10 protein-coding genes are annotated in these 14,999 nt (G+C 44.8%); 4 read left to right on the forward strand and 6 right to left on the reverse strand.

The genetic code is table 11. The features are described 5' to 3' along the window. The first annotated feature begins 61 nt into the window (after positions 1-61). Complete coding sequence (locus QUB35_RS31225) at positions 62-457, forward strand: response regulator (protein WP_333103705.1); 396 nt, start codon at positions 62-64, stop codon at positions 455-457. Next, positions 454-3,060, forward strand: coding sequence for a PAS domain S-box protein (locus tag QUB35_RS31230; RefSeq protein ID WP_333145589.1), 2,607 nt, complete (start codon positions 454-456; stop codon positions 3,058-3,060). Before QUB35_RS31225 ends, QUB35_RS31230 begins: the two co-directional genes overlap by 4 nt. Positions 3,061-3,290: 230 nt before the next feature. Here the strand turns inward: QUB35_RS31230 and QUB35_RS31235 are convergent, their stop codons facing one another. The 6 genes from QUB35_RS31235 to tkt form a co-directional block, all read right to left on the reverse strand. Next, entirely contained in the window at positions 3,291-4,379 is a 1,089-nt protein-coding gene (locus QUB35_RS31235) for a response regulator (protein WP_333145592.1), read from the reverse strand. 124 nt (positions 4,380-4,503) lie between these two features. Further along, positions 4,504-6,006 (reverse strand): ATP-binding protein, encoded by a 1,503-nt coding sequence (locus QUB35_RS31240; RefSeq protein WP_333145594.1) that lies wholly within the window; start codon positions 6,004-6,006, stop codon positions 4,504-4,506. 91 nt (positions 6,007-6,097) lie between these two features. Then, a complete protein-coding gene (locus QUB35_RS31245; RefSeq protein ID WP_333145596.1) occupies positions 6,098-6,250 on the reverse strand; it encodes a hypothetical protein in 153 nt (50 codons plus the stop codon). A gap of 433 nt (positions 6,251-6,683) precedes the next feature. Then, positions 6,684-7,130 carry a response regulator gene (locus tag QUB35_RS31250; RefSeq protein ID WP_333145598.1) on the reverse strand — a complete coding sequence of 149 codons (447 nt, stop codon included), beginning with the start codon at positions 7,128-7,130 and terminating at the stop codon, positions 6,684-6,686. Positions 7,131-7,178: 48 nt separating this feature from the next. Then, complete coding sequence (locus QUB35_RS31255) at positions 7,179-9,977, reverse strand: PAS domain S-box protein (protein WP_333145601.1); 2,799 nt, start codon at positions 9,975-9,977, stop codon at positions 7,179-7,181. 794 nt (positions 9,978-10,771) lie between these two features. Further along, on the reverse strand, positions 10,772-12,787 hold the full coding sequence (tkt, locus tag QUB35_RS31260; RefSeq protein ID WP_333145603.1) for a transketolase: 2,016 nt from the start codon (positions 12,785-12,787) through the stop codon (positions 10,772-10,774). A gap of 33 nt (positions 12,788-12,820) precedes the next feature. Between tkt and QUB35_RS31265 the strand changes: the two genes are divergently transcribed. Both QUB35_RS31265 and lysS read left to right on the forward strand, forming a co-directional pair. After that, complete coding sequence (locus tag QUB35_RS31265; RefSeq protein WP_333110366.1) at positions 12,821-12,958, forward strand: hypothetical protein; 138 nt, start codon at positions 12,821-12,823, stop codon at positions 12,956-12,958. 369 nt (positions 12,959-13,327) lie between these two features. Next, positions 13,328-14,881, forward strand: a complete 1,554-nt coding sequence (lysS, locus tag QUB35_RS31270) for a lysine--tRNA ligase (RefSeq protein WP_333145605.1) — start codon at positions 13,328-13,330, stop codon at positions 14,879-14,881. Positions 14,882-14,999: the final 118 nt, after the last annotated feature.

Consider the following 14,999-nt stretch of genomic DNA (forward strand, 5'->3'; position numbering starts at 1 on the left):
TTTGGAAAACGGTGTGCAGCCATGAGGGTTCACCCTGCCACACTAAATAAGGAAACTAGCGATGTCTAAATCAGCAATTTTGTGTGTGGACGATGAAGTAGGGGTGTTGGAAAGTCTGGAAATTGAACTGCAACAGGCATTTAACGGTAAATATCTTTGCGAATTTGCTGAAAGTGCTGCCGAAGCCCTGGAAATTATTGAAGAGCTATGTGAAGCTGATGTTAAGATTTTAGTAATTGTCTCTGATTGGTTGATGCCCGGAATGAAAGGAGATGAGTTGCTGATTAAAATTCATCAAAAATATCCGCAAATTGTGAAAGTAATGCTGACAGGACAAGCAGACAAAGAAGCAATCGAACGCACAAAAGCTCAAGCAAATCTTCATGCTTTCATAGAAAAACCTTGGCAAAATCAAGAATTAATTGAAGCAATTAAGTCTGGTCTAGCAAATTTATGAAAAAACCAGTCATTATTTGTGTCGATGATGAGCAGACTATACTTGATAGTCTGGAAATAGACCTGCTAAAAGCCTTTGAAGATAAATATTTAATTGAAACGGCCCAAAGTGGCGAAGAAGCTTTAGAGTTGCTGTCAGAACTTTTAGCAGAACAGTATGAAGTTCCTTTGGTGATTTCGGATCATATCATGCCTAGTATGAAAGGAGACGAACTATTAAGCAGAGTTCATGCTATCTCGCCTAACTGTCTCAAGATTATGCTGACGGGGCAGGCAGATTTGGAGGCGGTAGCCAATGCTATTAACTATGCTAAATTGTACCGATATATACCTAAACCTTGGCAATGTGATGACTTAAAATTAACTGTCACTGAGGCTATATATAGATATTTTCAAGATAAAAAATTAGCTGAAAAACAAAGAGAACTTCAGGAAATGAATGAGGAGTTGGTAAAATTAAACCGCAAGCAGGCGATGCTGATTGCCAAACTCCATGAAAACGAAAGTCGCTTGACGCAATATCTAGAAGCTATGCCATTGGGCGTATGTGTACTTGATGCAAACGGGCAATCTTTCTACGCTAACCAGAAAGCGCGGGATGTATTTGGCAAAGGCACTGTGCCGCATATTAATTCAGAGCAAAAAGCAGCAATTTATCAATTCTATAAAGCCGGGACTAATCAGAGATGCCCCGTGGAAGAATTGCCAATTATGCGGGCGCTTAGGGGCGAAAATGTGCGGACTGAGGGTGTAGAAATTCGTACAGCTAATAAGATTATTCCTGTAGAGAGTTGGGCAACTCCAATTTATGATTCTACAGGCGACATTTCCTATGCGATTATTGCTTTTAGTGACATAAGTGAACGCAAGGAAGCTGAAGAGGCGCTAATTCAAGCTGAAGAGAAGTATCGCGGGATATTTGAAAATGCTCTAGAAGGTATTTTTCAGACGACGCCGGACGGACATTTTCTCAGTGCGAATCCTGCTCTGGCGGAAATTTACGGCTACGATTCTGCGTCAGAATTGATAGAAAGTATTAATGATATTCAGCAGCAATTGTACGTGGAACCGAACCGCCGTCAAGAGTTTCTGGCGCTGATGAAACAGCACGGTACTCTGTGTGAGTTTGAGTCTCAGGTTTACTGTCGAGATGGCAGCATTATCTGGATTTCTGAGTATGCGCGCACCGTTTATGATGCTAACGGTGAAGTGCTTTACTATCAGGGTTTTGCTAAGGATATTAGTTTGCAAAGACAGGTGGAAGTGGAACGAATCAGGTTTACTAATGATTTAGAAAAAGCTTTGGCGGCCCAAGAAAAGTTAAATGAGGCACTGTCAGAAAACGAAAGCCGATTGACTCAATTCCTGGAAGCGATGCCGGTGGGACTATTTGTTGTCGATGGTAATGGTAAACCTTTTTACATGAATTCTTGGGGCGAAAGGATACTAGCCGAAGGTTTAATTTTTGATGGGGCTACTGAGCAATTTCCTGAAGCTTATCATTTTTACGACGCTGGAACTAATCAATTGTATCCGAGGGATAGCCAACCGATTGTTCGGGCGTTGCGGGGAGAATTTGTGCGTATGGACGAGCTAGAAATTCGTGGGTCAGATCGGATTGTGCCGATCGAGGTTTGGGCGACTCCAATCTACGACGAACGGAAAAACATAGTTTACGCTATCGCCGCTTTTCAAGACATCACGGAACGTCTAGAGGTAGAAACCGAGCGCCGCCAATTCACAGACGATTTGCAAAAAGCTTTAGCAGCAGAAGAAAAATTAACAGATGCTTACGGGCGGTTTGTACCGCACGAATTTCTCCACTTTCTGGGATATGAAAGTATTCTGGAAGTCAAATTAGGCGATCAGGTGCAGAAAGAAATGTCGGTGCTATTTTCAGATATCCGCGATTTCACTTCTCTTTCGGAAAGGATGAGTCCCGAAGAGAATTTTCAATTTATTAATGGTTATTTGTCGCGGATGGAACCGGCAATTACTGACAATTTTGGTTTTATTGATAAATACATTGGCGATGCGATTATGGCGCTGTTTAATGGCAGTGCGGACGATGCTGTGAAAGCTGGAATTGCAATGCTAGAAGAGCTTAACGAGTATAATATTAGTCGTAATCAGGTCGATCGCCCGCCGCTGCAAATTGGCATAGGAATCAATACGGGTTCTTTGATGTTAGGCACGGTTGGCGGCCAAAGTCGGATGGACAGCACGGTGATTAGCGATGCGGTAAACTTAGCCTCCCGCGTGGAAACTTTGACGAAAGAGTATGGAGTTTCGATGTTAATTACTCACAATACTTTTATACAGTTGAACGATATTTATGATTTGAGGTTGATCGATCGCGTAACAGTTAAAGGCAAATCGCGAATGGTAACACTTTATGAAGTATTTGCGGCCGATCCGCCAGAGTTACGACAGAAAAAGTTAGAGACCAAGACAATCTTTGAGCAAGCTTTGGTACTCTACAATAGTGACAACTGTGTCGAAGCTAAAAGATGGTTTTCGGCCTGCTTGGAAATCAACCCTCATGATAAGGTAGCTCAAATTTATATGGAGCGGTGTCTGAAAGGAGCGATCGCTCCTGCATAATACCATTTTATATCATGTCCGATCGATTGACCATAATATCCCGGCCAGGCGGGTTTTTGAGATTGTCAATTATTGGCAGATATTGTGGTGAACCCGCCCCTACCTGATGAATGGTAATCGACCGGACATGATATTAGAGTTTAGATTTGAGAATTGGCAATGATTTATTCCATAAGGGTTGGGAGTTTGCCTACAGTTGTATTCTTTTTTGAAACTGGAATAATCATTGTTTAGACAGGCAGGGAAACGCAAACTATGGTTTCTTGCTGTGGCAAACTTTCTATTTTAAATTCCCCTCCGTGCAATTCTACAAGGCGTTGAACAATAGCCAGGCCCAATCCCAAACCTGCTTGTTGGTAAAGTTTGCGATCGAACTGCCTGTAAGCTTCTAGCTGTGCAATCTGATCGGCAGTCAGGCCGCGGCCTTGGTCTTTGACAGACAGAATAAAAGTCTGATTTTCGACCAAACTGCTTAATAAAACAGGCGTTCCTTCTAAAGAAAATTTGAAGGCATTGTCCAATAGTTCTTCAACAATTTTTGCGAGTCTGACAGAATCAATAGCAACCGACGAATCTTGCAAGTTTAATTGTAAATCGTCTGTTCTATTCGCGTGTTTTGCTTGCTGCCGCGCTTTTTGACTCAGCAAAGATTTTACACAGCTAAATTCGCTGTTTCGCATCTCCTTGAGCCGTTCGGGATTTGTGGCTGCTATCTCCAGTTCTGCATACAGCAAAAAGTTCTGAATTAGCCGATACAAGCGATGACCCGAAGTTTGAATTTGACCGATCATCTCTAAGATATCTGATTCCTCTAAGACATGATATTCTGACAGAATTAGCTCAGAAAAACCCAGAATTGCATTCAAAGGAGTCCGCAATTCGTGGGGCAGCGACATACTAATATTAGTGCGTAATTCGTCTAGCGTCTTTTGAGATTGTCGGCTAATTGTTTTTTGTTTTTCCAGTCTAATAGCAATGGCTTTTAGCAGTTCTTGCGGCGTACAGGGCTTAGTAATGTAATCGTCCGCTCCCAGTTCCATGCCCCTGCGAACGTCAACTTTATCGGCTTTGGCTGTGAGGAAAATAAACGGAATTGTGGCAGTCAAGGGTTCGGATCGCAAAGCTTTGATGACGCCGTGACCGTCTACTTCCGGCATCATCATGTCGCACAAAATTAAATCCGGGATTTTTTCGATCGCCAATTTGATGCCGACTTTGCCGTTAATCGCTCCTATTCCTTCAAAATTCTCGGCTTCCAGCAACTCTAAAATATTTTCTCTAATCGCTTCTTCGTCTTCTATTACCAAAATCTTAGCCACGGTGATAGCTCCTTTTAGTTAGTAGTTGGTTGGAAAAATCTGGGTTCAGACACTTGATAAGTTTGTTAGTTAGGCGCTTAATTAATCGTTAAATCGCGGATATGTATAGTTGATAATTCAGTTGTTATTGACTGGGAGGGCAAATTAGAGGCAAGGTAATAGTGAAAGTTGTGCCTTTTCCTTCTTGGCTGTCGATCGCAAGTTGGCCGCCGTGAAGTTCCACAGCCCTCTTCACAATTGCTAAACCGAGACCTGTTCCCGAAATAGTGCCGACATTGGGAGATCGGTAAAAAGTTTCTAATATCCGCTCTCGATCGGCCTGGGGAATGCCGATGCCCTGGTCTTGAACTTGGAAAACAGCTTCTTTGTTTAGACAGTTGAGGTGCAAGGAAACTGTACTGCCGACGGGGGAATATTTGATGGCATTTGAGAGGACATTTCCCAAGATTTGCTGCAGCAGTTTTTCATCCATTTGAGCCTCGCAGTTGCCGCCTTCATATTGAAAGGCGATCGGGTGTTGATTGCTGTCGTTGAGCTGCTGCTCTTCTACCAGTTGACGGCAAAATTTTTCGAGGTTTAAGGAAACCGGTTGAAACTGCAAGGTATTGGCTTCGATTTTGCCAATTACGAGGATATCTTCTAATAACTCTGTCATGCGTTTAATTGCTAATTGAATCCGCACAAAATGAGTAGATTTTTTCTCTTGGGGCCACTGAGAGCTGTAATCTTGCAGCAATCCCGCCGAAAATTGGATGGTTGTCAAAGGTGTGCGGAACTCGTGGGAAACCATTGTGACAAATTTAGCTCGCAGTTGTGAAAGTTCCTTTTCTCGTGCCAGGGCTTTGAGAATTTCCGCTTCTGCTCGTTTGCGATCGCTAATGTCACGGGCTTCGGCAATCAGCAGCAAAACTTGTCCTGTTTCATTTTTAACCGGTTTCAGTGAGAAATCAACTGTCATAATTTGGTCACTTTTGCCTAACAAGTCGATTTCGCTGCGGAAAAACTCGCCACGACTTGCTTTGCCGATCGCGCATTGCAATTGTTCGGAAACCTGTGGCGACTGGGCCCAAATCGCCATTTCCCAAATCGGGCGGCCCACAATATCCTCCGATCGCAATCCGGCAAAATCGAGGGCTGTCTCGTTCACTTCCAGCACAATTCCTTGGGGAGTCAGCAGCTTGGTTAACTGAAACGACGAGTCAAAAATCGCCCGAAAGCGGCGCTCGCTTTCCCGCAGCATTTGAAATGTTTGAGATCGTTCGATCGCGTAGCGGATCGTCCGCACTAATAATTGAGTAGTAATTTGGCCTTTAACAATATAGTCTTGAGCTCCCAAGCGAACTGATTCTAGGGCGATCGCCTCATCGTCCAAGCCTGTCATTACCACCATTGGCACATCAGGAGCAACTTCTCGCAGACGAGTTAGCGTTTCCAAACCGCGGCTGTCGGGCAAAGAAAGGTCGAGCAAAACTACATCAAAGGGTTGTTTACACAGTTGGGCGATCGCCTCATGCAGGAACTCAACAGACACCAGTTCCCACTGGACGCCCACAGATACTTCTAACAGTTCTGCAAGCAAATCAGCATCAGCAGGATTGTCTTCTACTAACAGAATCTTAATCCACATAGCTTAGACGTTTTTGACTGTAAAAATTTTACTCTACCAATTTTAGGTTAAACTTTTTTGCTTTCCCTTACCATTTTCAACTTGAAAATTATTATTTGGGAACTGTCACCACCACCAGCCACCAATCCTCAATCCATCTCACCAGCTTAGCCACTTGACTAAAATCGATAGGCTTAGTGATGTAGCACCGGGGTGACAGGGTATAAAACTTGAGCATCTCTTCATCGGCTGCTGAGGTTGTCATAATTACCACCGGAATCATTTTTAACTTGAGTGCTGAGTTGATTTCTATCAATATTTCCCCACCGTGTTTTTTTAGGCAAAATCAAGTCAAGCAGAATTAAATCGGGACGGGAAGGCGAACACACAAGCCTTCTTTATTCACTAAATTTCTTGCTAATATAGCCATCCTCAATCATTTGTGTAATTCTTGTAGGGGCAAACCCCCCGTGGTTGCCCCCATGAGGCCGGGGTAGGCACGGGGGAACTACCCCTACATCTTTTTACTCCTGCAAGGATTGCTATACCATATCTTCTACTCTTATGCAAATTGTTAAAAATGTGTTTGTGGCCAGCTTTTATAAAGCCCATTCAGCCTCCCTGAGCCAATCATCCACCAGCAGAATTTCCATAGGTTAAAAATTTTTAGAGCGCTCATAAGCCAAGCATTTGTTCGTTTAATTTAGAGGAAGTTTGACGACGGCCAGCCAGAATTCCTCAATTAACCTGACTACCTTAGTAAATTCTACGAAGTCTACTGGCTTGGTTATGTAACAGTTGGCGTGGAGGGAGTATGACTTAAAAATATCTTCGGGAGCTGCTGAAGTGCTGAGAATCACTACAGGAATTAATTTTAAGGTTGGGTCACTTTTAATTTCTTCTAGCACTTCAATACCGCTTTTTTTCGGCAGATGCAAATCGAGCAAAATCAAATCGGGACGAGGTACCCTGAGATAGGGTTCTTTTCGGCGCAAAAACTTGATTGCTTCGACTCCATCCTCCACAAAATGCAAGTTATTCAATATTTTACCCTGACCGAGAGCTTCTCTTGCCAAATCGGCATCGCTGGGAGAATCCTCAATCAGCAGAATTTCTATAGGTCTAACAGTGCTTCGATCGCTCATAACCGGCGTATCCTTTTGAGTATAAAAACAAAATTGAATTTTGAGGATTCAGGTACTAATTATAGGAATAGTGAAGTAAAAAGTCGCTCCTTTTCCCTCTTGAGATTCCACCCAGATGCGACCGCCGTGGCGTTCAACAATGCGTTTGCACATCGCCAAACCTATGCCTGTGCCGGAATATTGGCGGCGGGAGTGCAGGCGTTGAAAAATGATGAAAATGCGATCGGCATACTGCGGATCGATGCCAATGCCGTTATCGCGGACACTGAACACCCATTCGCTCTCTTGCCGGCAGGCAGCGATATGAATCAACGGGATATCTTGGCGACAAAATTTGATGCTGTTGGCGAGCAAATTTTGGAATAATTGCACCAGTTGAAATTCATCCGCCATCACAGTTGGCATCGCGTCGCAGGTGATTACAGCTTTTGTTTCGGCGATCGCAATTTGCAAATTGCACATAGTTTGCTTAACCACAGCCTTGCAGTCCGCCTGCTCAAACTCCTGACCCCTCGTTCCCAGGCGCGAATACGCCAACAAATCGTTAATTAGCTGCTGCATTCTGGTGGCGCCATCGACAATATAATGAATATACTTATCTGCGCGATCGTCCAAATTTCCTTGATAGCGCTGGGCCAGCAATTGAGTGTAACTGGTAATGGCTCGGAGCGGTTCTTGCAAATCGTGGGAAGCCACATAAGCAAATTGTTCTAATTCCTCGTTGGAACGCTTCAAATCTTCTGTCAGTTGCAGCAGTTGCTGCTCTGCTTCTTTGCGGCTTGTAATGTTGTAAACCAAGGCGCAACAAGACAGCAGATTACCCTGGGAGTCCATGACTGAACTGGTAGACATATCAGTCCAAATATCTTTGCCGTCCTTGGTTTTGAATTTAAATTCGTGTTGTTCAGCAATACCTTGCTTGCGCCGATCGACATTATCAATAGCTTGTGGTTTTTCCGGTGCGTCCATGAAATCAAAAATCGACCGCCCGAACATTTCTACTTCACTATAGCCTAGCATTCGCGCCATTGCGTTGTTCACGTAAGTCGTGAGGCCATTTCTGTCAATTACCCAAATACCTTCTTTTGCTAATTCAACTATTTGCCTGTACTTGAATTCGCTTTCCTGCAAAGCAGTTTCAGTTAGTTTGCGCTCAGTGATATCTTTCATAAAACAGTGGTGGCCGTTAAATATCCCCTGTGCGTCGCAAGCTTTTACCATCGTTAATTGCTTATAAAAAAACGAGCTATTTTTTCGGACTCCTCTAGCTTCAACTTCTACTTTGCCAGAAATTAGCATTTCCTGATAAGCTGAGAGCATCATCTCAACATCGCCCGGATGTACGGTAAGCTGCCATTTCATGCCAAGCATTTGTTCCGGTTCGTAACCGCATTTATGAGCGTAAGCTCGGTTAACCTTCACGTAGCGCCCCTCAATATCCAGCCGCGAAATGCCTTCCACCGCATTTTGCATGGCATTGGTGAGGTCACGCAGCTCTTTTTCAGCTTGTTTGCGATCGCTAATATCCTGACCGATACCCAAAAAACCGTTAATATTTCCGTTACTATCAAATAAGGCAGTCACCGACAGCAGTACCGGAAACCGCGAACCATCTTTGCGAATGTAAGTCCATTCATTTTCGTCAGCGATTTTCCGGCGCGGCAAGGCAACAAAGGCTTCAATTCCCGGCTCTATTTTCACTCCCAATTCTTGAGAAAGAACTTCAGCTCTTTGAGCGACCTCCAGAGGATCGTGAATTATTTCTACCGTGACTTTCCCCACCACTTCTTCTAGCGAATAACCTAAAAGTTGCTCTGCCGCCCGATTAAATGTTTTAATTGTACCGTCGGGATCTGTAGAAATAATTGTGTAGTTAGCGCTATTAAGAATTGCATTTTGCAGTTGCGTCAATTCCAACAAAGTGAGCGCAATTTTTTCGCGGTAAGCTATTTCTTTTTGCAATTTGTGGTTAGAAATTTCGATTTGAGCCGTGCGCTCAGCAACTCGATGCTCCAGAGTTTCATTGAGCCGTCGATTTTCCTCTTCTACCTGCTTGCGTTCTGTAATATCAGTAATAGTACCAACATAACTTTTTATCTCCCCATTTTCTCCGATTTGACCGACAATTTGACCGAGTATCCAACTGATTTTAGTGTTATTAATGTCTAGAAAGCGGTACTCAGATTTAAACGGCAATTTCTGCTGCACGGCGCTATACCATTGAGAAAAAACCCGATCGCGGTCGTCTGGATGAATGCCTTGCAACCACCCTTTGCCCAAAGCTTCATCACAGGTAATTCCCGAAATTTGACACCAGCGCTCGTTGACATACAAGCAGTCTCCTCCAGCATCTGCATAAAATATTCCTACCGGCGAAGCTTCAGTTAAAGTTTGATAGCGAGCTTCCGTTTCTCGACGTTCAATGATTTCTTTTTGCAGTATTGAATCGATCATCCCTAATTGAGTTGGACTCAGCAGAGTTAATGCTTGGGGAACGAAAGGAATTAATGCAAAAGCGGTGTACGCAGAAATCGCAGCGGTAATAATTTTCAGACTGCCAGAAACCCAATAAACAGGATGCCAAAGCGTCCAAACTTCCATTATATGAGTAGTGCCGCAGGAGATAATAAAGGCTGCAAACAGCCAAAAGATATTGCGAAAGGGCAAGTCTTTTCGCTGAAACAGAAAATAATAAATTAGCGATAGCGGTATTGAATAGTAAGCCAGGGCAATGATAGAGTCTGACACTATGTGGAGCGCGACTAGCTCTCGCTGCCAAAGGTAACAGTAGCCTTGAGGAATATAATTGCCGGTGAATAACAACTGATTTAAAAAATTCCAAATCATAAACGGAATGGCAAATGGGGAAGGAGTAATTTAACGCAATAACTTATAACTTATCTTAACTCTCTGAAATATACAGTTCTGGAGGCACGGGGGGCTAAAAACCCGGTTTCTTCATAAATGCCTCGTTGCCAAACCGAATATTGTGGTAGAAACGGGTTTTTCTTCGGTAAGTCTTAATATAGCAATTCTCAATGATTCGCGAGCTGTAGCGAGCTCTAGGTTGGGTATAACTTATATGTTGCACCATTCTCAATCCTTTTATGGACAGGCTTTTCGGCCTGTTCCACAAGAGATGAATTTTCTTGTGGAACAGGCCGAAAAGCCTGTTCCTGACAATGGTGCAAGATGTGAGGTATGACGAAGTGAAACCCTATACAGCAATCCTAAATGATTCCGATAAATTTGTAGGGGTAGTGCCCCCGTGCCTACCCCCTATCTATCGGGCAACCACGGGGGGATTGCCCCTACAATAATTATGAGAATGATGCGAGGATTGCTATATAGCAATCCTCGCATCATTTGTGAATTTCTTACTCCCTCCCCTTGCTAAGGGGAGGGTTGGGGTGGGGTAAAAAAATTACGACTCCTGCAAGGATTGCTATATGCCGATTTGAGATTTTAGGATTTTAACTTTTCCTTTCTTCTTCCTTATCTTCTAGATAACTAAAGCCTTCTTCCATCCATCCGTTACATCTGTTACATCGGAAGGAAGCGAATCCGTTGCCGAACTTCCTTCTTCTATAAAAAATGGGGCGAGCCAGAAGCCCGCCCCACCCAAAATTATGCTGCTGCTATTAACCCAACAGCGCCTGAGCCTTAGCTACCACATTATCAACGGTGTAGCCAAACTTTTCTAAAGCAACGGGGCCCGGTGCAGAAGCGCCGAATGTGTCGATGCTGATGCTGTCGCCTTCGGAACCCAAATAACGTCCCCAGCCGAAGCTACAAGCTGCTTCAACTGCCAACCGTTTAGTAACAGCTTTCGGCAGTACAGATTCGCGGTAAGCGGCATCTTGTAAGTCGAACAATTCCCAGCAAGGCATCGAAACTACGCGCACTTTATTACCTGCAGCGCGCAATTTTTCAGCGGCATCAACGCAGAGGTAGGTTTCGCCACCGGTGCCGATTAAAATGATGTCGGGAGTGCCGCCGTCGTCGGACAAAATGTAAGCGCCTTTGGCTGTTCCTTCGATCGAACTTCCAGCCAAGTTGGGCAGATTTTGGCGCGACAAAGCCATTAAAGTTGGGCGAGTGCGGCTTTCAACTGCCACTTTGTAAGCGCCGGATGTTTCGTTACCATCCGCAGGGCGCATTACCAACAAATCGGGAATTACTCGCAGAGAAGCGATGGTTTCCACGGGTTGGTGAGTGGGGCCGTCTTCGCCCAAGGCTACGGAGTCGTGAGTCATTACATAAATAACTCCAGCTTCCGATAGTGCAGAGAGGCGAATTGCTCCCCGCATATAGTCAGCAAATACCAAGAAAGTAGCGCAGTAAGGAATTAAACCGCCATGCAGAAGCATACCGTTGGCGATCGCACCCATGCCGTGTTCCCGCACACCAAAGCGCAGGTTACGTCCTTCGTATTGACCTTTTTGGAAGTCTTTTTCACCCTTAAGCAAAGTCATGTTAGAAGATGCCAAGTCAGCGGAACCGCCGATCAATTCAGGTAGCACACCTGCCAAAGCATTCAAACATTTTCCAGAATGATTCCGAGTCGAATCTGCCTTATCTTCCGGGTTGTATGTCGGCAAAACTTTATCCCAACCTTCAGGAAGTTTGCCGGCAACGCTGCGCTCATATTCTGCAGCTTCTGCAGGATATGCTGCTTTATAAGCATCAAAAGCTTTCTGCCATTCTTGCTCAGCTTGAGCACCGCGATCGACTGCTTTGCGGAAGTGTGACAAAGCATCTTCAGGAATCTCAAACGGTGCGTGTTCCCACTTCAAGAAATCGCGAGTTGCTTTCACTTCATCGGCACCCAAAGCAGCACCGTGAGCACTGTAGGAATTGCGCTTGTTGGGAGAACCGTAACCAATGACGGTGCGGACTTTAATCATGGACGGTTTGTCCGTGACTTTTTTGGCTTCTTCAATAGCTTTGTGAACTGCTTCTAGGTTAGTATCTTCGTCTAGAGCGGTATTGTCTACTGTAATAACGTGCCAGTTGTAAGCTTCAAAACGCTTGCCCACATCTTCAGTAAAGGCCAAGCTTGTGTCGCCTTCAATAGAAATGTGATTGTCATCGTACAAGGCAATTAATTTGCCGAGTCCGAGGTGTCCAGCCAAAGAACAAGCTTCGGCAGAAACGCCTTCCATGTGGCAGCCGTCACCCAAAATTACATAGGTGTAGTGGTCAACAATGGTGTGGTCGGGCTTGTTAAACTTAGCAGCGAGGTGAGCTTCTGCCATTGCCAAACCGACGCCATTAGCAATTCCTTGTCCCAGGGGGCCGGTGGTAACTTCTACGCCTTCGGTCATGAAGTTTTCGGGGTGTCCGGGGGTTCTGGATTCCCACTGGCGAAATTGCTTGATGTCGTCGAGGGTGACGCTATCGTAGCCGGTCAAGTACAGGAGGGCGTACTGTAGCATACAGCCGTGGCCGGCGGAGAGGACGAAGCGATCGCGATTAAACCACTTGGGGTTTTTGGGGTTGAACCGCATGAACCGATCCCACAGCACGAAGGCCATAGGGGCAGCGCCCATAGGCAGTCCCGGGTGTCCTGATTTTGCTTTTTCTACCGCATCGATGGCCAGAAAGCGGATAGAGTTGATGCAGAGTTCTTCGAGTGATTGGGTTGCAACAGCCATAATTCTGGTTTTTATATGTAAGAGAGAGTGTGTGTGGTCGATTCTGACAGAGGAGCGATGAGTCGAGTTCGATCGCTCGCGTTTCTGCTGTTCAGTTTCTGTGGAACTGCCGTGAGGCTGCACTACATATCATCTCACCTGTTGCGATCGACAGACAACTTAATTTTTTAATGTTTCGGCCGCTTTGTGCAGTCGATCGCAAATTGTTGTCTGCTGACTGTTGACTGTTGACTGTTGGGGAGAGGGAGTAGGAGGGATGGAGAGGATAGAAGACTTCCGTCAGGATTAAAACCTTACTGACCTTCCGCATCTGTCGATCGCCAGTGTGTCTAGATTATCTGACAAATTGGTCTATGTTGACCAGTTATGATAGAGTTTGGTGTTTCTGACATTTTGCAGCTCGATGGCGAACAGGCAAGATGCCTGTTCCACAAAGAGTGAATTTTCTTGTGGGGCGTTGCTTTGAGCAACGCCCGATCGCACGATCGCCAGAATAGTGCAAGATGTCAGATATTTGTAATTTTAATCAGGCAATAACTAATGACTCTCAGTGAAGCCGAAGTCCGCAGTCAAAAAGTAGACGAACTGCGATCGCAAGGCATAGAACCGTATCCCAGTGAATCCTACGCGCGATCGCACACAGCCAAGCAAGTTCGCGAAATATTTAGTCAGCCGGGAAAAGAACTCCAAAACGGAGAAATTGACCCCGAAGAAATTCCCCTGCGATTAGCCGGCCGCATCACTTCCAAGCGAGACAGCGGCAAAATTGGTTTCATCGATTTAAAAGACGCCACAGACAAAATTCAACTCAAAATCGAGAAAGCAATCGTCACCGGCGAAGTCGGTTTGAGCTTTGAACAAATTAAAAAATTGCTCGATGTCGGCGATTTTGTCGGCGTCGAAGGTATCGGCTGCCGCACCCCCAGGGGAGAACTTTCTATTTTAGTGAGGGAATTAAAGCTTTTATCAAAAGCTACTATTCAATTTCCCGATTCTTATTATGGAATTAACGACCCGGAAGTTTGCCGCCGTCACCGCGAAATGGATTTGGCAAGCAACCAAGATGCGCTCAACCGTTTTATGCTTCGCAGCCGCATCGTTCAAAGCATCCGTTCCTATCTCTGGCAAGCAAATTTTTACGAAATAGAAACCCCGACACTGCAAGCTATTTACGGCGGTGCTGCTGCTAAGCCATTCATCACTCACCACAATGCTTTAGAGGTAGATTTGTATTTGCGAGTGGCTCCCGAATTATTCTTAAAAAGAGCAATTTGCGGCGGTTTCGAGCGAGTCTTTGAACTAGGGAAAGCATTTAGAAATGAGGGAATTGACAGCACCCACAATCCAGAGTTTACCTCTTTAGAAGTCTACCAAGCTTATGCTGATGTTTTCGACATTTTAGGAGTTGTCGAAGACGTGATGTGTTTCGCAGCGGCGGCTGTATTTGGGGATGTCAAGGAAATTGAAAATCAGGGGGAAACGATTAGTTTAGAACGCAAGTTCGACTACAGCGAAAAATATCCCGGTTTTAGCGGCAAACACTGGCAAGTGAAAACGATGGTAGAAGCTGTCAGAGACGAGTTTGGGCTGGATTTTGACACTTTGGACTTAGAAAGTGCGATATCCTCTGCAACCAAACTAGAATTGCACCTGTCTAAGTTAGAAAAACAGAGTTTAGGCTACGTGCTGTATGCGGTTTTTGACAAATTAGTTGTTCCCAAACTAATTCAACCTACATTCATCATCGACTATCCTGTCGAAGTCAGTCCCTTAGCAAAAGGACATCGCAGCAAGCCTGGATTTGTAGAACGTTTCGAGCTGTTTATCAATGGTACAGAATACTCAAACGGATTCTCAGAATTGAACGATCCGAAAGAGCAAAGAAAGCGGTTTGAGGAACAGTTAGCACAGAAAAATGCGGGCGATGACGAAGCGCATCCAATGGATGAAGACTTTATTCAAGCGCTATCTTTGGGAATGCCTAATTGTGCGGGAATGGGTATCGGTGTAGACAGATTGGTGATGCTTTTAACTAATACTCAAAGCATCCGAGATGCCGTCATGTTCCCGACAATGCGGCCGGTTAAAGATTGATTCGTAATTTTTTGTAGGGGCGGGTTCACCAATAACATTTAATCCCACATTCCGCACCCCCAACTGGCACATACACGGAGTGAGGGGGTAAAAGTGAATCATCCGAGACAATAGTGAG

It is taken from the genome of Microcoleus sp. B13-B6 (assembly GCF_036705405.1).
Classification (GTDB): domain Bacteria; phylum Cyanobacteriota; class Cyanobacteriia; order Cyanobacteriales; family Microcoleaceae; genus Microcoleus.

Bases quoted from the DNA above. Each gene is read 5' to 3' on its own strand.
- QUB35_RS31225 (WP_333103705.1), top strand. From the start codon at position 62: ATGTCTAAATCAGCAATTTTGTGTGTGGACGATGAAGTAGGGGTGTTG.
- QUB35_RS31230 (WP_333145589.1), top strand. From the start codon at position 454: ATGAAAAAACCAGTCATTATTTGTGTCGATGATGAGCAGACTATACTT.
- QUB35_RS31240 (WP_333145594.1), bottom strand. From the start codon at position 6,006: ATGTGGATTAAGATTCTGTTAGTAGAAGACAATCCTGCTGATGCTGAT.
- QUB35_RS31245 (WP_333145596.1), bottom strand. From the start codon at position 6,250: ATGACAACCTCAGCAGCCGATGAAGAGATGCTCAAGTTTTATACCCTG.
- QUB35_RS31250 (WP_333145598.1), bottom strand. From the start codon at position 7,130: ATGAGCGATCGAAGCACTGTTAGACCTATAGAAATTCTGCTGATTGAG.
- QUB35_RS31255 (WP_333145601.1), bottom strand. From the start codon at position 9,977: ATGATTTGGAATTTTTTAAATCAGTTGTTATTCACCGGCAATTATATT.
- tkt (WP_333145603.1), bottom strand. From the start codon at position 12,787: ATGGCTGTTGCAACCCAATCACTCGAAGAACTCTGCATCAACTCTATC.
- lysS (WP_333145605.1), top strand. From the start codon at position 13,328: ATGACTCTCAGTGAAGCCGAAGTCCGCAGTCAAAAAGTAGACGAACTG.